Annotated in this window: 17 protein-coding genes and 1 pseudogene; 6 read left to right on the top strand and 12 right to left on the bottom strand. The window is 63.7% G+C overall.

Annotated elements, in window-relative coordinates:
- Window positions 1-39: 39 nt before the first annotated feature.
- The 4 genes from ABIE49_RS25985 to ABIE49_RS25970 all read right to left on the bottom strand — a co-directional run bounded on the left by ABIE49_RS25985 (window position 40) and on the right by ABIE49_RS25970 (window position 2,868).
- A complete protein-coding gene (locus ABIE49_RS25985) occupies window positions 40-837 on the bottom strand; it encodes an enoyl-CoA hydratase/isomerase family protein (protein WP_192736898.1) in 798 nt (265 codons plus the stop codon).
- Between the two features lie 13 nt (window positions 838-850).
- Window positions 851-1,663: an amidohydrolase family protein gene (locus ABIE49_RS25980; RefSeq protein ID WP_192736899.1), complete on the bottom strand. Its 813-nt coding sequence runs from the start codon at window positions 1,661-1,663 to the stop codon at window positions 851-853.
- A gap of 79 nt (window positions 1,664-1,742) precedes the next feature.
- Complete coding sequence (locus ABIE49_RS25975) at window positions 1,743-2,609, bottom strand: helix-turn-helix domain-containing protein (protein ID WP_192736900.1); 867 nt, start codon at window positions 2,607-2,609, stop codon at window positions 1,743-1,745.
- Between the two features lies 1 nt (window position 2,610).
- Window positions 2,611-2,868: a DUF7662 domain-containing protein gene (locus ABIE49_RS25970; protein WP_192736901.1), complete on the bottom strand. Its 258-nt coding sequence runs from the start codon at window positions 2,866-2,868 to the stop codon at window positions 2,611-2,613.
- A 129-nt stretch (window positions 2,869-2,997) separates the two neighbouring features.
- On the opposite strand from ABIE49_RS25970, the gene ABIE49_RS25965 reads away from it, so the two are divergent.
- Window positions 2,998-4,506 (top strand): sensor domain-containing diguanylate cyclase, encoded by a 1,509-nt coding sequence (locus ABIE49_RS25965; protein ID WP_192736902.1) that lies wholly within the window; start codon window positions 2,998-3,000, stop codon window positions 4,504-4,506.
- Between the two features lie 148 nt (window positions 4,507-4,654).
- Here the strand turns inward: ABIE49_RS25965 and ABIE49_RS25960 are convergent, their stop codons facing one another.
- On the bottom strand, window positions 4,655-5,533 hold the full coding sequence (locus ABIE49_RS25960; protein ID WP_192736903.1) for a UTP--glucose-1-phosphate uridylyltransferase: 879 nt from the start codon (window positions 5,531-5,533) through the stop codon (window positions 4,655-4,657).
- A 226-nt stretch (window positions 5,534-5,759) separates the two neighbouring features.
- Between ABIE49_RS25960 and ABIE49_RS25955 the strand changes: the two genes are divergently transcribed.
- Both ABIE49_RS25955 and ABIE49_RS25950 read left to right on the top strand, forming a co-directional pair.
- Window positions 5,760-7,184 carry a lytic murein transglycosylase gene (locus ABIE49_RS25955; RefSeq protein WP_192736904.1) on the top strand — a complete coding sequence of 475 codons (1,425 nt, stop codon included), beginning with the start codon at window positions 5,760-5,762 and terminating at the stop codon, window positions 7,182-7,184.
- 245 nt (window positions 7,185-7,429) lie between these two features.
- Window positions 7,430-9,121, top strand: a complete 1,692-nt coding sequence (locus ABIE49_RS25950; RefSeq protein WP_192736905.1) for an SGNH/GDSL hydrolase family protein — start codon at window positions 7,430-7,432, stop codon at window positions 9,119-9,121.
- Window positions 9,122-9,303: 182 nt separating this feature from the next.
- On the opposite strand, the gene ABIE49_RS25945 is transcribed toward ABIE49_RS25950, so the two are convergent.
- From ABIE49_RS25945 to ABIE49_RS25930, 4 genes are all read right to left on the bottom strand, one after another.
- Window positions 9,304-9,702, bottom strand: coding sequence for a CsbD family protein (locus ABIE49_RS25945; protein WP_192736906.1), 399 nt, complete (start codon window positions 9,700-9,702; stop codon window positions 9,304-9,306).
- Between the two features lie 117 nt (window positions 9,703-9,819).
- Window positions 9,820-10,554, bottom strand: coding sequence for an SDR family NAD(P)-dependent oxidoreductase (locus ABIE49_RS25940; RefSeq protein WP_192736907.1), 735 nt, complete (start codon window positions 10,552-10,554; stop codon window positions 9,820-9,822).
- A 14-nt stretch (window positions 10,555-10,568) separates the two neighbouring features.
- The gene (locus ABIE49_RS25935; RefSeq protein WP_354066978.1) at window positions 10,569-10,712 is read right to left on the bottom strand and encodes a GNAT family N-acetyltransferase; all 144 of its coding nucleotides are present in this window, start codon (window positions 10,710-10,712) and stop codon (window positions 10,569-10,571) included.
- A complete protein-coding gene (locus ABIE49_RS25930) occupies window positions 10,699-11,088 on the bottom strand; it encodes a GNAT family N-acetyltransferase (RefSeq protein WP_354066977.1) in 390 nt (129 codons plus the stop codon). Before ABIE49_RS25930 ends, ABIE49_RS25935 begins: the two co-directional genes overlap by 14 nt.
- Window positions 11,089-11,272: 184 nt before the next feature.
- Here ABIE49_RS25930 and ABIE49_RS25925 point away from each other — a divergent pair, with 184 nt between their 5' ends.
- From ABIE49_RS25925 to ABIE49_RS25915, 3 genes are all read left to right on the top strand, one after another.
- A complete protein-coding gene (locus ABIE49_RS25925) occupies window positions 11,273-12,241 on the top strand; it encodes an IS481 family transposase (protein WP_192736908.1) in 969 nt (322 codons plus the stop codon).
- A gap of 73 nt (window positions 12,242-12,314) precedes the next feature.
- Window positions 12,315-13,094: an SDR family NAD(P)-dependent oxidoreductase gene (locus tag ABIE49_RS25920; RefSeq protein ID WP_192736909.1), complete on the top strand. Its 780-nt coding sequence runs from the start codon at window positions 12,315-12,317 to the stop codon at window positions 13,092-13,094.
- A 97-nt stretch (window positions 13,095-13,191) separates the two neighbouring features.
- A complete protein-coding gene (locus ABIE49_RS25915; RefSeq protein ID WP_192736910.1) occupies window positions 13,192-14,082 on the top strand; it encodes a TauD/TfdA dioxygenase family protein in 891 nt (296 codons plus the stop codon).
- A gap of 141 nt (window positions 14,083-14,223) precedes the next feature.
- On the opposite strand, the gene ABIE49_RS25910 is transcribed toward ABIE49_RS25915, so the two are convergent.
- From ABIE49_RS25910 to ABIE49_RS25900, 3 genes and pseudogenes are all read right to left on the bottom strand, one after another.
- The gene (locus tag ABIE49_RS25910; protein ID WP_192736911.1) at window positions 14,224-15,159 is read right to left on the bottom strand and encodes a CobW family GTP-binding protein; all 936 of its coding nucleotides are present in this window, start codon (window positions 15,157-15,159) and stop codon (window positions 14,224-14,226) included.
- A 1-nt stretch (window position 15,160) separates the two neighbouring features.
- Window positions 15,161-16,660: pseudogene (locus tag ABIE49_RS25905) on the bottom strand (amidohydrolase family protein); the annotation flags it as partial.
- 399 nt (window positions 16,661-17,059) lie between these two features.
- On the bottom strand, window positions 17,060-17,737 hold the full coding sequence (locus ABIE49_RS25900; RefSeq protein WP_192736913.1) for a YqgE/AlgH family protein: 678 nt from the start codon (window positions 17,735-17,737) through the stop codon (window positions 17,060-17,062).
- Window positions 17,738-17,850 lie beyond the last annotated feature (113 nt).

The raw sequence follows: 17,850 nt of genomic DNA, 5'->3' as shown, positions 1-17,850 counted from the left end.
GCTGCGCTGACGCGGATTACGCGGTCGTGGGCACCACCCTTAGGCAGGCAATGGCCAAGTGATATCCTTGCCTTTCAGTTCCTTGTAACGTCGCGCGTGAGCACGGATGCTTCCGAGATCGGACATGCCGCGCGACAGCCGATCTCGATCAAGGCGAGCGGCATTGTCGATTGCTGCCATGGTGGTCGCCTGAAGCGCGCGCTTCGAGAAGGCATAGGCAGTATAGCAGTCCGGCGGCACCAGCGCCGCCCAGGCGATGGCTGCATCCCGCACCTGATCCGGTGCGACCGTCTGCTGAACAATGCCCAATCGAGTCGCGGCCGCGAGATCATAGATTTGACCGAACAACGTCAGCTCGAATGCCGCGCGCGGACCGACGGCGTGTTTGATGATCTCGCAGTAGACAGCCGGCATCGGGATGCCGATTGGCACCTCGTTCAACGAGAATTGCAGTGGACCTTCGCCCGCTATGCGGTGATCGCAATCAAGCGCCGTAATCAGCCCACCAGCGTAGGCGTGACCGTTGATTGCCGCCACCGTTGGCCGTGGGTAGGTGAACAGACGCAGGTTCGTAGCCCGGTAAGCGTCGAACCAGGCGTCGATCTCCTTGAGCGAACGGCGCGCGAATAGCGGAAAGTGATGATCAAAGTCGAGGCCGGCCGTGAAAACCGAACCCGATCCGGTCAAGACCACCGCGCAATCGCTGAACTCGGTTTCGAGACGGTCGAATGCTGCATGGAGATCGGCGAAGAAAGCCGGATTTTGTGCGTTGACCTTGTTGGTGTTCATGGTCACCACAGCGACATGCGGGTGCTGGCGTTCGATGGTCCAGGGCATCGGGGCTATCCTCTCAGGTAAGCTTGAACAAGCGCCGCGCGTTGTCCACCAGGAATGCCGACTGGGCGTCGGCGCCAAGGCTCAGATTATCCAGTCCGGCGATACACTCGCCCGCGGGCCAGAACGGGTGGTTAGACCCGAAGAGAACCCGATGCCTCTTGTTGCCACGCATATATTCGACGAGCTCGGATGGATACCGGCTCACCTTGTAAGCCGATGTGTCGATGAAAACGTTCGGGTATTTCATGACGAGGGAGAGCATCTCATTGAGCCACGGCACACCAATATGGCCACCGAGAATGCGAAGCTCCGGAAATTCGAGCGCAACCCTGTCGAGATGGGGGATGGGTCGCCCGGGCTCGGATTCGCGTAATGGTCCTGCGTGTCCGACCTGCGTGCAGAACGGGATGTCAAGCTCGCAGCACTCGGCAAACAAGGGATAGTAGCGGCGGTCGTCTGGCGGCAGACCCCACACCCAGGGCAAAACCCGCAGCCCCTTGAAACCGTCCCTTTTCACCCGAAGCCTCAACTCCCGCACCGCTTCCATGGGGCGAAAAAGATCAACGGATGCGATGCCGATGAAGCGATCAGGATATGCCCGGCAGTATTGCGCGACCTCGTCGTTGCTGATCATCGGGCCGCTTGGGCCGTGCCACGCGCAGAGCATGCCAACGGAAACGCCCGCACGATCCATCTCGGCAAGTGTGTGCTCGATCGGAGGGGCCGTTTCCGACCATTTGCCGGGTCTCCAGCGACGCAACGATTCGAACATCGGATTTCCGATCCAGTCCGCATTCGGGTGCTGCATCCAGGCATCGATGATCATGTCGTAGTGTCCGCGTCGACGAGGATCGAGCCTGTTGCGCACGCATGCGCGTGCTGCCCAATGGCGAACGCGAACCGGCTCAACCAGCTTTGGTTGCGGCCTCAAGGGGCCATACCGCGATCCTTAGACGGCTGGACGGATCGATGTCTTGAAGAAATCGGACAGCCCGCGCGTGACGCCCGCGCCATGCTTGTTTGAATGCACCGGGTGTAACACCGGCGTGCCGCCGAAACTCCCTGGTCAGATGAGCCTGGTCGGAAAACCCGAGATTAAAGGCGATCGCTGACAGCCCCGCACCTCGGGTCGCAATTTCATAGACCGAGCGGCGGAACCGCTGCATTGCCATGAACCGCTTCGGCGGAAAACCGGTCGCTGTTCTCATCCTCCGGTGAAGCGTCCTGACCGAGCCGCCTACGTGGCTTGCAAGATTGCCAACCCGGTCGCGTGACGTCTCAAAGTAATCGCTACTGATGAGTGAGCCGTGCTGCGCGTGTTGCGAAAGCGCAAGCACGACCTGGTCCAGGGAATCCAGGATGTCGAGACACGATGGACTTGTACTGATGACGCGCGCCAGTGTCTGCTGGCACGCGACAATCGTCGGGTCTTCCGTGCGCAACGGACCCGACCAATTCGGCTTGAACTTGATGCCGATGATCCAGCCGGAAAACGCCCGGCCCTTCTTCCGATGACCAAAGCTCGGTTCGTTCACGACCACTTTGCCGCTATGTCCTGATCCCGGGACGCTTTCTCGAAAGCTGAAGGCGAGTTCCCTGAGCGGAGAAGCAAACGTCAGGCGGTCTGCCGTCAGCCGCCCCCGATCCTTCAGGACATAGATTGAATCTACAAACTTGCTGTGGTCCTGCAGCGGTGCGAACTCGGCGTAAAAAGAGGGACGCGCGAACAGATGCTCGCCATCTTCGGTTATCCGGATGGTTCGCGTGGCCAACCTATCTCCTCACCTTCATCTTCTTGAACTTCACGCTCTTGCCATCCGCCTGCCTCGTCGCGATGTAGCCGGCCTCGAGGCAGGCTTCGCGCTGCGGCATCTTCTCCTGCGGGCTGCGCTCGGTTTCCCACCACGAGGCCCGGTGCGCCGCGCGCGGCAGGGCGGCATCGATGATCTCCTCGATCTGTTCGAAGGTCAGCACGAATTCGGGCAGCTTCTGCTTCTTCAGATAGTCCCGCAGCAAATCGTAATCGTTCACCCGTGTCCCCGTCGTTTTGCGCAATGCCACCGATCCCGGCAACCAAGCGTTAACCGATCGGCGCAAGGTTGTCGCCATTTAAGGCCGCGACAAGGTTTCCGGTGCATTGAGGATGGCTGGGAGCGGACGATGTTGTTCGGACGGCGCATAGACTTGGCCAAAAAACGGGCCCATCGGCCCTGGCGGCTGTCGGCCAAGTTGCTGATTGCCTCCTCCGTGGCCACCGTGATCGGCTTCTCCGCGATCTGCGCCAACGTGATGCTCGACATGCGGCGCGGCGAGGAAGAGCTGGCCCGCCAGATGCTCGAAAACCTCGCCGCCGGCATCGATGCAGACATCGGGCGCAACATCGAGCTCTACGACCTGTCGCTGCGTGCGGTCGCCAGCAATCTGGTGATGCCGGAGCTCAAGGACGTCAGCAAGGAAATCCGCCATCTGATCCTGTTCGACCGCGCCGCCTCCGCCAAGCATTTCGGCGCGATCCAGGTATTCGACGCGTCAGGGCGATTGTGGATCGATGCTTCCTCGCTCGACCCGCGGCCGGAGAACCGCGCCGATGAGGAATATTTCGCGGTCCATCGCAGCAATCCGGACGAGGGCCTGTTCGTCAGCCGCCCGATGCTGCATCGCGGCGCCTATGCGATCGTGCTGAGCCGGCGCATCGCCGACCCCGAAGGCCGCTTTCTCGGCGTGGCCGCGGGCTCGATCCGGTTCAGCTACTTCCACGAGCTGTTCGACCGATTGAACCTCAGTGCCGACGATACGATCACCGTGCTGCGCCGCGACCGCACCATCATCATGCGCAAGCCGTTCAACCTCGACGTCATCGGCAAGAACCTGGCGACGGTGCGAACCTGGAGCGCGAACAATCTGAAGCCCACCGGGTCCTATGCCGGGCAAGGCCCCGTCGATGCGACACCCCGGCTCTATGTCAGGCGCGACAGCGGCGGTCCGCTCTATGTCGTGGTCGGAAAACCGCTCGAAGCCATCTTCCGGATTTGGCAACGGGAAGTGATCCGGATCGGCGCCATCATGACCGCGCTGATCCTGTTCGTGCTCGGCACCACCTTCTTCCTCGGGCGCGAGATCAGCCGCCGCGCGCAGGCCGAGGACAAGCTCGAGGAACTCGCCACCACCGACGCGCTCACCGGCCTGAAGAACCGGCGCAAGTTCGATCTCGATATCGATACGGAGTGGCGGCGCGCGGTGCGCAGCAGGACGCCGGTCGCGCTATTGATGATCGATGCCGATCACTTCAAATCCTACAACGACAATTATGGCCACCAGGCCGGCGACCAGGTGCTGGTCGGCATTGCGATCTGTATTTCGGATTCGGTCAGGCGCGCCGGCGATTGCGGGGCACGGTTCGGCGGCGAGGAATTCGCGGTGCTGTTGCCGGGGTTCTCGGTCACCGAGGCGCACGCGGTCGCCGAAAACATCCGGCACAAGGTCGCGCATTGGTCGGAGGAGCCGGAAGTCACGACCGTCAGCATCGGCGTCGCCAGCATGATGCCATCGGCGGGGCTGGACTGGCCTGACCTGATCGCGGCCGCCGACAAGGCGCTCTATGCCGCCAAGGCCAATGGCCGCAACCAGACCGTGGTCGCCAACGTTCCGCAATTGGCGATGGTGGCTTAGGGCTACGCGAAATGATTACACCGTCATTCCGGGATGGTCCGTAGGACCAGACCCGGAATCTCGAGATCCCCCAGATGTGCAATTGCACATCTGAGGTCCGTGCTTCGCACGCCCCGGGATGACTTCAAACGCGCGTGCGCTTTTGAAGTCACCTCTCCAGATACTTCTTCATCTCCGCGCGCAGGTCGTCGCGCAGATCGGCGCGGGCCATGCCGTAGGCGATGTTGGCGCGCAGGAAGCCGGGCTTGGAGCCGCAATCGTGCCGCTCGCCCTCGAACTCCAGGCCGTAGAATTTTTGCGTGTTGGCGAGCGCTCGCATCGCATCGGTGAGCTGGATCTCGCCGCCGGCGCCGCGCTCCTGCGTCTCGAGAATCTTGAAGATCTCCGGCTGCAGGATGTAGCGCCCGGTGATCGACAGGTTTGATGGCGCGGTGCCTTTGGCCGGCTTCTCCACCATGCCGTCGACCTCGAACATCTTGCCGGTGCGCTTGCCGACGCCGCAGATGCCGTATTGATGGGTCATGTCCTCTGGCACCGCCTCGACCGCGAGCACATTGGATTTCTCACCGAGCTTGTTTGCGGCCTCGATCATCTGCGCGAGGCAGCCCGGCGTGTTCAGCACCAGCTCGTCCGGCAGCACCACCGCGAACGGTTCGTCGCCGACGATGTCGCGCGCGCACCAGACCGCATGGCCAAGACCCAGCGGCGCCTGCTGGCGGGTGAAACTGGTGGCGCCGGCGGCGGGCTGGTCGCGCGCCAGGATGTCCTGCTCGGCCTTCTTGTTGCCGCGCGCGGCGAGCGTGGTGTCGAGCTCGAACATGCGGTCGAAATGGTCCTCGATCACGCCCTTGTTGCGCCCGGTGACGAAGATGAAATGCTCGATGCCGGCTTCCTTGGCCTCGTCATAGACGTACTGGATCAGCGGCTTGTCGACGATGGTCAGCATTTCCTTCGGCATCGCTTTGGTGGCGGGCAGGACGCGGGTGCCGAGACCGGCGACCGGGAAGACGGCTTTGCGGATTTTCATGGGAGTATCGGTAGTCCCTTAAGCGTGAGGAGTATGCGTCTGATGGCACGTTGGTAGCCCGTTTGCAGCCGGGAACAAAGGCGGATGTGTGGTGCAACAAAGTCCGCTTCCCGCTTTGCGCCCCCTTGCACCGGAAAAGGGGAAGCAACAAATTCCGGCCTTTGTTAAGCTGTTGGAAACCGTGACAGGGCCTTGTGAAACGGGGATGTTGAAGGGCGGAGACGACATGCGTTGGACGGGAACCGCGGTGACCTACCGGACCGCCGCGATCATCATTGCGGTGACGCTGCTGCATGCTGTTTTTTGCACCCAGGCTTTTGCCCAATCATCCGGCAACAACGGCGTCTCGAACTTCCTCGGCAACATCTTCGGCCAGAAATCAGCCACCTCGCCGCAGGCGCAGGCAGCGCCTGCCCCGGAGGGCGCGCCATCAGCACCATCCGCACCATCCGCACCGCCGCCCTGGAGCGGCGAAGACGGCGGTTCGGGCCATCCTCTGATGACCGCAGCTGCAATCCGGCAGGCGGCAGCGAATTTTCCAAATTGCGTCGCCGCGATGTGGCCCGATGCCGCACGGCGTCACGTGACGCAAGCGAATTTCGAGCGCTTCACCGCGGACCTTTCGCCCGACCTGCGGATCATGGACCTGATGGATTCGCAGCCCGAATTCACCAAGGCGATCTGGGACTATCTCGACATCCTCGTGAATGAAAACCGGCTCGCCAAGGGCCGCGAGATCCTCGCCAAGTACAAACCGCAATTCGACGCGGTGGAAAAAGCCTATGGCGTCGACCGCTACGCCATCGCGTCGATCTGGGGCATCGAATCGAACTACTCGACGCAGATGGGCGATCGCAACGTGCTCAATTCCACCGCGACGCTGGCTTGCATCGGCCGCCGCCAGGGCTATTTCAAGGACGAGTTCCTGACCGCGCTGGAGATCCTCAACCGCGGCGATCTGCGTCCCGAACAGATGCGCGGCTCGTGGGCCGGTGCGTTCGGGCCGACGCAGTTCATGCCGACCGCCTTCAAGCGCTACGCCGTCGATGCCGATGGCGACGGCCGCCGCGATGTCGTCGACAACCCGGCCGACCTGATCGCCTCGACCGCCAACAACCTCCGGAAAGACGGCTGGCAGACCGGGCAGACCTGGGGCTACGAGGTCGTGCTGCCCAAGGGTTTCAACTTCATGCTGGCCGACAAGGCCAAGGCGATGCCGATCGCGCAGTGGGAACAGCAGGGCCTCAGACGCGCCGACGGCAAGCCGTTCCCGAATCCGACCGAGAAGGCCTATCTGCTGGCGCCCGCCGGCGCTGACGCGCCGGGCTTCCTGATGCTGCAGAATTTCCGGGTGATCATGAAATACAACCCGGCAGAGGCCTATGCGCTGGCGATCGGGCATTTCGCCGACCGCCTGCGCGGCGGTGCGCCGTTCGTGCAGCCCTGGCCGCGGCAGGAACGGGTGCTGTCGCGGGCCGAGCGGCTGGAGTTGCAGCAACTGCTGGCCCAGCGCGGCTTCTACCGGGGCACCCCTGACGGCCAGTTCGGCGGCATGACCCGCGAGGCGCTGCGCGGCTTCCAGGCCTCGATCGGGGCCCCTGCGGACGGATTTGCCTCCTCCGACGTGCTGGAGCGGCTGCGGGGGCGTTGAAAGAGCGTTTTCAGGCAAGGCATGCCCTCGGACTTGATCCGGGGGTGGAAACCGGTTTGCGTCAAGAAAACGCGCCAAAACGAAAAACCAACCGGTTTGGCCTCAAAAGTAACGCTGTAGCGCACATTTTCGTGCCGCCCTTGACGGCTGTGGCCGTTGCCCGATTTATGGCAAGGAATATGCCCGCTTGCGGCCTGATTCAGCTATTATAACTGCGCCTTCACAACCCATTGCGACCGAGCCGGATGCAAAAGCCAAAGTCCTTTTTCCGCGTGTTCACCGAAACCGGTCCGCTGACGGCGGTGGCGGTGGCGATCGCGCTGTTGATCGGGATCGCGGGACCGGCGTCCGCGCAGTTCTTCAATTTCGGTGGCTTCGGTGGTCCGCCGCAGCAGCAGCGGCAGGCGCCGCGCAACAACGGCGGCTGGTTCGGCGGCGACTTCTTTACGCCGTTCCAGCAGCAGGCCCCGCAACAAGCGCCGCGCCAGGATTTTTCCAGGGCGCCGGCGCCCGCCAAGCGCGACACCGCGCCCGAACGGAACGTGCTGGTGCTCGGCGACGCCATGGCGGACTGGCTCGCCTACGGCCTGGAAGACGCCTACTCTGAACAACCCGACATGGGCGTGATCCGCAAGCATCGGACCGTATCCGGCCTGATCAAATATCAGCCCAAGGGCGAACCGTCCGATTGGGCTGCCGCCGCCCGCAGCATCCTCGCCAACGAGAAGCCGGACGCCATCGTCGTCATGCTCGGCCTCAACGACCGCGTCGCGATCCGCGAGCTGGCGGTCGATAAATCGAAGAAAGACGACAAGAAGACCGCCAAGCCGGCCGACACCAAACCCGGCGCGAAACCGGATGGCTCGGCGGAGACCGCCGCCAAACCGGATGACAAGCCGGCCGATGCCGAAGCGGCCGACGACGCCGACAGCGATGCGCCGCAGGTCGCAGCACCCGAGAAGAGTTCGCGCTCGGCGGGCGGGCTCTACGAATTCCGCGACGAACGCTGGGTCGAGCTCTACGCCAAGAAGATCGAAGAGATGATCGGCATCCTGAAATCCAAGGGCGTGCCGGTGCTGTGGGTCGGGCTGCCAGCGGTGCGCGGCGTCAAGGGCACGTCCGACTCGCTGTTTCTCAATGCGCTCTATCGCGACGCATCGGCCAAGGCCGGCATCACCTATGTCGATATCTGGGACGGCTTTGTCGACGAGGCCGGCCGCTTCCTGCAGAAGGGCCCCGACTTCGAAGGCCAGATCCGCCAGCTGCGTTCCTATGACGGCGTGTATTTCACCAAGCCCGGCGCGCGCAAGCTCGCGCATTATGTCGAGCGTGAAGTCAGCCGCCTGCTGGCCTCCCGCTCCGGACCGATCGCACTGCCGGTCGAACCGGCGACGCCCGACGCCAGTGCCGTGCCGGGCCAGCCGGCGCCGCGGCCGCTGGCCGGACCTATTTTGCCGCTGATCGCCTCCTCCGTCGGTACCGATCAATTGCTCGGCGGACCGGGCACGCGTCCCGCCGCGGTCGATGCGCTTGCCGCGCGAACGCTGGTGAAGGGCGAGCCGCTGGCGGCGCCGGCCGGCCGCGCCGATGATTTCGCCTGGCCGCGCCGCGAGATCGGCCGCGAACAGGCCAAGGAACCGGCCAAGGACCAAGCCAAGGGTGAATCGCCGGTCGCTGCCACCTCACCTGACGGTACGGTCCCGGCAGCCGCGCCCGCCGCACCGCCGAAACCCCTCGCGCCGAAGCGGCAATTCCGTCCCGCGCAGACCGAACAGCCGGCGTTGCGCGATTTCTTCGGCGGCTTCGGTGCGCCGCCGCCGCGCCAGATTGCGCCAGCGCCGCCGCGCGCGCCTGGACCCATCGCCCCGGGCGTGCCGCGCCCGCCGGGTAACGTCGGGCGAGCAGCAGAAGCCCCGGCAGGCGCGTTCACGCGATAGTTTTGTTCTAGATACCGTGCTCTGTGGCCTCATGGTTCGAGACGCGCGAAGGCGCGCTCCTCACCATGAGAGCGAGACAGTCGGGCTTTTGAAATGAGCTCTTCAGGATCGGGTGTGAACCCTCATGGTGAGGAGCGCGGCAACGCCGCGCGTCTCGAACCATGAGGCCCCTGATGCCGAAACTAGCCGTAATACCGCCAGCGCGACGGCGGCGGGCGGCGCGGCTGACGGGTCATCAACAGCGCCAGTGCGAATCCGATCCCGCCGGCGACCAGCAGCGCGCCGAGCGGATTGTCCTGCACGGTTTTCGCCATTGCCTTCTGGCCGTCGCGGATGGTGTCGCCGCTGTTGTCGTAGGCGTCCTTGACGGTGTCCACAGCATCCTTGGCGTAATTGGCCGCGGCATCGGTGGCGTCGCGCGCGGCGTCCTTGGCCTGGCCGTACAAATTCTGCACGGTACCTGCGGCCTCGCGCGCACGGCCCTCGGCCTGCGTCTTGGCATCACCCGTCATGCTACCGACAGCGCCTTCGACCTTGCCCGCGAAATCCTTTGCCGAACCTGCAATTCGATCCTTGTCCATCACGATCACTCCCTGTTTCAGAGGAAGTAACCGACGAGACGCTGGCAAGTTCCTGCGTCATTAGTTTTACGCGTTTTCTTCACGCGAACCGGCACCCACTTCGCTCGAAAACGCTATTTAGAGGATGAGCCCGCCATCGACCACGATGGTCTGCCCGATGACATAGGACGCCAGCGGCGACGCCAGGAACAAGGCGGCCCCGGCCATGTCGGCGGGGGTGCCGAGACGCTTCAGCGGAATGCGTTCGAGCGCGCCTTCAAGCCGCTTCGGATTTGATGTCGTCGCCTTGGTCATCTTGGTGTCGACCAGGCCCGGCGCGATGCCGTTGACGCGGATGCCGTTCTCGGCCCATGCCTCGCCGAGCGTGCGCGTCAGGCCGACCGCGCCGGTCTTCGAGGCATTGTAGGCCGGATTGCCCATGGTCGAATGATAGGCCGCGGTCGAACTGACGATGATCAGCGATCCCTTGCTGGCGCTCAGCATCGCGTGGAATTTCGTCGCGCAGGCCATCAGGCTCATCAGGTTGACCTCGAGCACTTTGCGAAAGCCATCCATTTCGAATTCGCCGCGCCGGTAGATCACCGCGCCCTGCGCCAGCACCAGCACATCGAGGCTGTCGAACGAAGGCTTGAATTGCGCGATCGCCTGCGCGTTGCTGACGTCGAGCTGCGCATATTCGAGGCCTTGAAGATCAGATCCTTCGCCGGCGAAGTAATCCGCCGCCTTGGCGCGGGTGCCGCAGACCGCGACGCGCGCGCCCTTGGCGCGGAACGCCTGCGCGATGCCGTTGCCGATCCCGCTGGAGCCGCCGACCACCAGCACCTGCTTGCCGCTGAAATCGAGTTCGTTCATCGCCTGCATCCTTTCTAGCTTGAGCTCTCATCGAGGAAGTTGACCATGAGAACCTCGTCGTAATATCGCCCGTTGTGCTTGAGGGCTTTCTTTTCATAGCCGTATTCGACGAAACCCATCGCGCAATAAAGTTTTCGCGCGCCTTCATTCTCGCTCACCACAGTCAGTTGCACCAGCTCCACGCGCCCGCGCGCATGGTCGAGCACCGCCGCAACCAGGCTTTTTTCCGAGCCCCATGTTCCGCGCCGCCGCCCGGACATACATGGTCCAGAGGCGTCCCTTGTGCGCCTGCTTCAAATTTTCCTGCGCGGAATATCCGGCTATTCCGGCGATAGTCCCGTCGACGAACGCAGCGAAAACATCCGCAAGCCCGAGCCTCGCCTCGAACCACGACAGCGGCTCTGCGCGTTCCTTCTCGAACGTGCTGCCGAAGGCTTCAGGATTTTTCTGCAGCGCCTCCAGCCGGATGTCCCGGTAAAGCGCGGCGTCCGAAACCTGCAGGCGGCGAATTTGCAGTCCGGGAATGTTGGCCACCGTTGCACCTGTTACTGCAGAATCTTGTTACTGCAGAATCTTGTTTTGACGCGTTTTCTTCACGCGAACCGGAGTCCACTTCGCTGGAAAACGCTCTAGTTGTGAGCTTTCAGGAGGTTGTCCATCTGGTCCGAACCGAGGAAGCTGAGGTTGCGAAGCTTCAGGGTTCCAACGGAGAGACCAGATGAACAGCCACAAGAATGCGCCTCTGACGCCGAAAGGTCGAGAGGCGATGGTGCGGAGCGTGATCGAAGGCGGCCTGACGAAGGCTGCGGCTGCAGTTCGATTCAACACCACAGCGAAGACGGTCGCCAATTGGGTCGGACGGTTCCGCGCGGAAGGTGTGGATGGATTGCGAGATCGCTCCTCAAGACCCCTTTCATCGCCAAGCCAAACCCCGCCTGCCACGTGCGCCGCAGTCGAGGCGTTGCGCCGGCAGCGCCACACGGGCAAGCATATTGCTGCCGAGGTCGGTGTGTCGGCGGCGACCGTGAGCCGGATCCTGCGGCGGTTAGGCCTCAACAAGCTCTCGGCTCTGGAGCCGGCTGAGCCGATCCGGCGTTATCAGCGTGAAAACCCGGGTGAGTTGATTCACATCGACATCAAAAAGCTCGGCAAATTCAACCGGATCGGCCATCGCATCACCGGCGATCGAACCCGTCAGAGCAACCTGCGTTCTCGAGGCCAGGGACCGGGCTGGGAGTATGTGCACGTCTGCATCGATGACGCTTCCCGGACCGCCTTCAGTCAGGTCATGAAGAACGAGAAAAAGGGATGTGCCGTCGCCTTCCTCAAGGCCGCTGTCGCCTACTATGTGAGCCTCGGGGTGACGGTCGAGCGTGTCATGACGGATAACGGTGCCTGCTACAAGTCCATTGCCTTCCGCAAAGCCTGCAAGCGTCTTCGCCTCAAGCACATCCGCACCAGGCCCTATACGCCCAAGACCAACGGCAAGGCCGAGCGCTTCATCCAAACCAGCTTGCGCGAATGGGCTTATGCCCAAGCCTACAACACCTCGAATGAACGCGCTGCCGAACTGCCAAGATGGCTCCACCGTTACAATTGGCATCGCCCTCATGGCAGTTTAGACTCAAACCCGCCCATCAGCAGACTCGGCCTGGCCGGGAAGAACCTCTTGAGGCTCCACATCTAGTTTGACCTGTCTGCGGATCGGTGCCAGCCTTGTCAATCCTGCAACGCAATGCACAAATTCCGCGAGTCATTTCATGTCGGATTTCAGAGAGCTCAGCCGTTCGGTCAAGGGCCTGACCGTTCTCGTCACCGGCGCCGCCAGCGGCATGGGACGCGCCACCGCGCTGGTGTTCGCCGACGAAGGCGCCAATGTTGCCGTCACTGACCTCAACGCCGAGGCCACGCAGGCCGTCGCCGATGAAATCAAAGAAAGAGGCGGCAGCGCAAAGGCCTGGACGCTCGACGTCGCCAAGGCCGATGACATCATCAAAGTCGTCGGCGGGATCGCGGCGCATTTCGGCGGCCTCGACATCCTGATCAACAATGCCGGCCTGTCGCTGCGCGCTCCGATCGACGCGGACGGCTATGAGGAGGCCTGGACCAAGGCGCTGGCGGTCATGCTGACGGCGCATCCGCGCATCATTCGTGCCGCGCTGCCGCATTTGCGCAAATCAAAATGCCCGCGCATCGTCAACATCGCCTCCACCGAAGCGCTCGGCGCCACCGCAACGAACAGCCCCTACGCGGCCGCCAAGGCCGGCGTCACCGGCCTGACCCGCGCGCTCGCCGTGGAACTCGGCCGCGAGGGCATTACGGTGAACTGCATCTGCCCGGGACCGATCCGGACCGGGATCACCGAGCGGATTGCGGAGGAGCACAAGACCATCTTCGCCAAACGCCGCACCGCACTCGGCCGCTACGGCGATCCCGAGGAAGTCGCTCATATGACGTTGAGCCTGTGCCTGCCGGCCGCATCATACCTGACCGGCGTGGTTATTCCGGTGGACGGCGGGTTGATGGCGCGAAACGCGTAGCGGGCATGCAGCCGAAACGTTGACTTGAGCCCATCACGGAGTAGTTTTTTACAAAACGAAGCGGGACAAACCGCCCGCCGCTTTACGGAGAAACGCCATGACGGTCACGATCCGGCAGCTGGGGAAGCATTTTTTTGGCGAGGTTTCCGGCGTCGATCTGCGCAAGCCGCTGACGCCGCAGGAGGCCCAAGACATCGAAGCCGGCATGGACAAATACGCCGTGCTGCTGTTTCGCGGCCAGGACGTTACCGACGAGCAGCAGATGGCGTTCGCGCTGAATTTCGGCGAGCGGGAAAATCCGCGCGGCGGCAGCGTCGTCAAGCCGGAGGATTCGCGGCTGGCTCAGACCGGGCTCAACGACGTCTCCAACCTCGGCAAGGACGGCAAGCCGCTGCCGCGCGACAGCCGCGTGAACCTGTTCAACCTCGGCAATTGCCTGTGGCATTCCGACAGTTCGTTCCGCCCGATCCCTGCAAAATTCTCGCTGCTGTCGGCGCGGGTGGTGAACCCTAAGGGCGGCAACACCGAATTCGCCGACATGCGCGCGGCCTATGATGCACTCGATGACGAGACCAAGGCCGAGATCGAGGACATGATCTGCGAGCATTCGCTGATGTATTCGCGCGGCTCACTCGGCTTTCTCGACTACACCGATGAAGAGAAGGTATTGTTCAAGCCGGTGCTGCAGCGGCTGGTACGCACCCATCCGGTGCACGGCCGCAAATCGCTGTACCTCTCGTCGCATGCCGGCGCCATCAAAGGGATGACGATGCCGGAAGCGCGGGTCTTGCTGCGCGACCTCAACGAGCACGCCACGCAACCCGAATTCGTCCACGTCCATAAATGGACGCTGCATGACCTCGTGATGTGGGACAATCGCCAGACCATGCATCGCGTGCGCCGCTACGACCAGTCGCAGCCCCGCGACATGCGCCGCGCCACGGTGGCGGGGACGGCGCCCACGGTGGCGCAACAGGCGGCGGAGTAGATTACTGTCGTCCCGGCCTTGAGCCGGGACCCATACGCCGCGGCCCATCGGTTAGATCGCCGGCGTTAGTGACCTTCTGAAACAACGACTGCCGCGGAGTCTGGGTCCCGGCTCAAGGCCGGGACGACACCGAGGATGTGGCTACGCGCGCCCGGCTTCGATGCAGCCTTCCATGATCCCATCGATCTCGGCGCGCGAGAGGACGCCGATCTCGGCAACGAACACCATCCGGGTCCGCGGCACTCCTGCGGCGAGCGGCCCGCCTGGCGCCAGCGTCGCACGTCCGCCGGCGAACTGAAGCAACATCAGCCTGCCGGGCTGCTCCACGGATTCGAACAGCCCCTTCGCCCGCGCCAGCTTCGGCGCGAGCCGATTGATCGCCGCCTGCAATCGGGACAACGACAGCGGCCGTTCCGACGTCCAGCTCAGCGCCTCGAAGCGATCCGTCGCGGGCCGCCGCTGCCCCGGCTGGCGTGGCACCGGGGCTCGATCCGGATCCGAAGGGAAGAGCAGCGCCATCGGAACCTCGCCGTGTGGCGCATCGACCAGCACCGCTGTAGGGCGTATCGCGCGGATCGCATCGCGGACCGGCGTGTGGCTGGCCGCGTCCGTTAGGTCCACCTTGCTCAGCGCGATCACATCGGCCGCCCGTATCTGGGACCGCAGCAGGGCGTCGTCGAACCTGGCGAGCGACGTCGTGGCGTCCACGACGCACAGCACCGTTTCGAGCGGCGCCTCGCGCCAGATCACCGGATCCATCAGGTTGCGCACGATGTCGGTCGGATCAGCGACCCCGCTGGTTTCGATCACGATGAATTCCGGCTGCGGATCACGCCGCAGCAAGCCAGCCAGCGTGCGCAAGAGATCGCCTTCCAGCGAGCAACAGATGCAGCCATTGCTCAGGCTCACCACGCCGTCGGCGGCACCGGTGATCAGCTCCGCATCGATATTGATCGCGCCGAAATCGTTGACGACGGCGGCAATCCGCCTGCCCCCGGCATGCGCCAGCAGATGGTTCACGACCGTGGTCTTGCCTGCGCCGAGGAAGCCGGCCACGAGCACGACCGGGACCGGCACCTCAGCCCCCGGTAGCGGGCCGGCGCACCGGCTGGCCGGGCCGCGCCGCCACATCGAGCACGCCGTCTGATATCAGCGGCTGGCCGCTGACCACCAGATGACGCACGCCTTCCGACGGGCGGTTCATCGCCGAGAATGTCGCCCGGTCGCTCAGCGTTTCGTAATCGAACACAACGATGTCGGCATCCGCACCCGCCTGCAGCCGGCCTTTCGCGCGCATCGCCGGCGTAGAGGCGCCAAGAATTTCCGCGGGGATCAGCGCGCATTTCCGGATGCCTTCGAGCAGCGACACTTTGCGGCGCTCGCGCACCCACTCGCGGATGAAGCGCGTGAAGCAACCCGCCGAGCGCGGATGCGAGGTCGCGTCGTCGGGCAGCGGCCAGGCGTCGCCGGTGTAGGGGCGGCCGTCCGTCAGCGTCCAGGGCATGGCGTCGGAGGCGATCGCGCCGCCGGGATAGAGCACCGCCATGTCGAGGAGGTCGCGATGATGCGCGTTATTGTCGATATCCAGAACGTGCCACAGAACCAGCGTGGAAGGTTCGGCGGCCTGTGCCGCGAGCAGCTCCTGCCGGTCGCGGAAGCGATGCCCGTCGGTCACCCGCTGCACCGAATCATAGCCGAGGCCGTTGCGCGCCTCGAATTCGGGGTCGCTGAAGAACGCCGCCGCCAGCACCGTCGAACCGGTACCGTAGGGATAGGCTTCGACCGTGATGGGCAGCCCCTGCGCCTGCGCCTTGGCGATCAGCGCGACGCAACGCTCGATGTCGGTCTTGCTGGAAGAGTTGAAATGGCAGATGTGCATGTGCGCGCCGGTGGCGCCGGCATAGCCGATCAGGCGGATATAGGCTTCCGCAGCGCTCTCCGGATCGATGCGCGACATGTAGGCGACGTGGGTAAAGGTCGGCACCTCGCGCGCCGCCGCCAGCTGGCACACGGCGGTCAGCTCCTGCACGCCGGCGCCCGGGGCATAGGCGTTGAGGATGCCGATGCCGATGCCACCCTCGCTCAGCCCGCCTGCGATGCGCTCGAGGATCCCTGCCACTTCGGTATCGCTGGCCACGTTGTCGATCCAGCGGCGGTCGCGCATCGCATTGCCGAACGCCTCCAGCGAGCTTTCCGCGTTGGAGCCGGTCATCGCGCCAATGCGCGCGAACGCCCAGTTGACCGCGGCGCCGTAGTTCAGCACGCGTCCCTTCTCGGCCTGGCGTCGATACCAGGATGCGACCGGCAATACTCCGGCCTCAAGGTCGAGCGACGTCGTGACGCCGTCGAAGGCCTGCATGCGGTCGGCCGGTATCGACTGGCCGTGCGCGTGCAAATCGATGAAGCCGGGGGCGATCACCAGTCCCGTTGCGTCGATCGTGCGCTCGGCGCTGCCAAACCCGGTGCCGACGGCGGCGATCTTGCCGTCGAGCACCGCCACATCGCCGATGGCATCCATCCCGCTGGCCGGATCCACCACCCGGCCACCCGTTATTACCAAACCAGCCATCTCGTCACTCCCGCGTACTGAAGACCTGTTCCTTGCGAAGCCGGCTCAGCTTCGAAGGCGCGCAGACTGGCGAACAAGGGCCGTCGCGACCCCATAGAGGCAGATTTTCGGACGGGCAACAACCTCTGCCGACGGAGGGCACGTATCCGAAAGCGTTACGCGGCGCGATCACTCGCTTGATGCGTCATGACGCGGTGGCGTGCGAGATGAGGTTCGGTTGAAGCGATGTGGCGGCAGACTCGCTGCACCTCTCCCGCTTGCGGGGGAGGTCGGCGCGTAGCGCCGGGTGGGGGCTCTCTCAACGAGTCGTATCGCGGAGAGAGCCCCCACCCCCAGCCCTCCCCCGCAAGCGGGAGAGGGAGCGCAGTCCCTTCTCGGTTGCTATTCGTGCTCAGGCAGGAAAGCAGGCTAGGCGTGCCCGGCTTCGTTCGACAACATCGCCAGATCGATGCCGATCTTGCGCAGCGCACGCTGATATTTCTCGTCGACGTCGTCGCCGAAGATCAGGTCCGCGTCGGCGGCGCAATGCAGCCAGCCATTGTGCTGGATTTCGTCCTCGAGCTGCCCCGGCGCCCAGCCGGCATAGCCCAGCGCCAGGATCGCGTGCTTGGGTCCCGAGCCCTTGGCAATCGCTTTCAGGATATCGACGGTCGCGGTCAGGCAGATGCCGTCGTCGATATTGAGCGTGGCATCCTTGATGAAGAAATCGCTGGAATGCAGCACGAAGCCGCGGCCGGTATCGACCGGACCGCCCTTGAGCACCTTCATGGTCTCGGCATTTTCCGGCAGCGTGATCTGGTCCGATGTCTTGATGATATCAAGCTGCACCAGGAGCCCCGGGAAATCGATGCTGCCGGCCGGGCGGTTGACGATGATGCCCATCGCCCCCTCGGACGAATGGGCGCACATGTAAATGACCGAGCGCTCGAAGCGCGGATCGCCCATGACCGGCATGGCGATCAGCAGCTGGCCGTCCAGATAGCCTTCACCGGACGAATTGTCGCCTGCGCCGGCGGCTTTGCGCCGCGTGGCCTTCGCCGTCGTCTTTGGTGGTGCCGTCTTCGGTGTCTTGCCTTCAGGGCTCATCCGCAAGGGCCTCTCTTGCTGATTCATATCCTGATATCGGGTGGCGGTTCTGTCAATCAAGCGAAGACTTGTTAGCCCTGCACTGTATTCGACCGCGGATCACAAGCAATTCA

The organism is Bradyrhizobium sp. OAE829 (assembly GCF_040546575.1).
Taxonomy (GTDB): Bacteria; Pseudomonadota; Alphaproteobacteria; order Rhizobiales; family Xanthobacteraceae; genus Bradyrhizobium.
The sequence above is the reverse complement of the archived record's forward strand: the minus strand, read 5'-3'. Positions and strand labels throughout refer to the sequence as shown.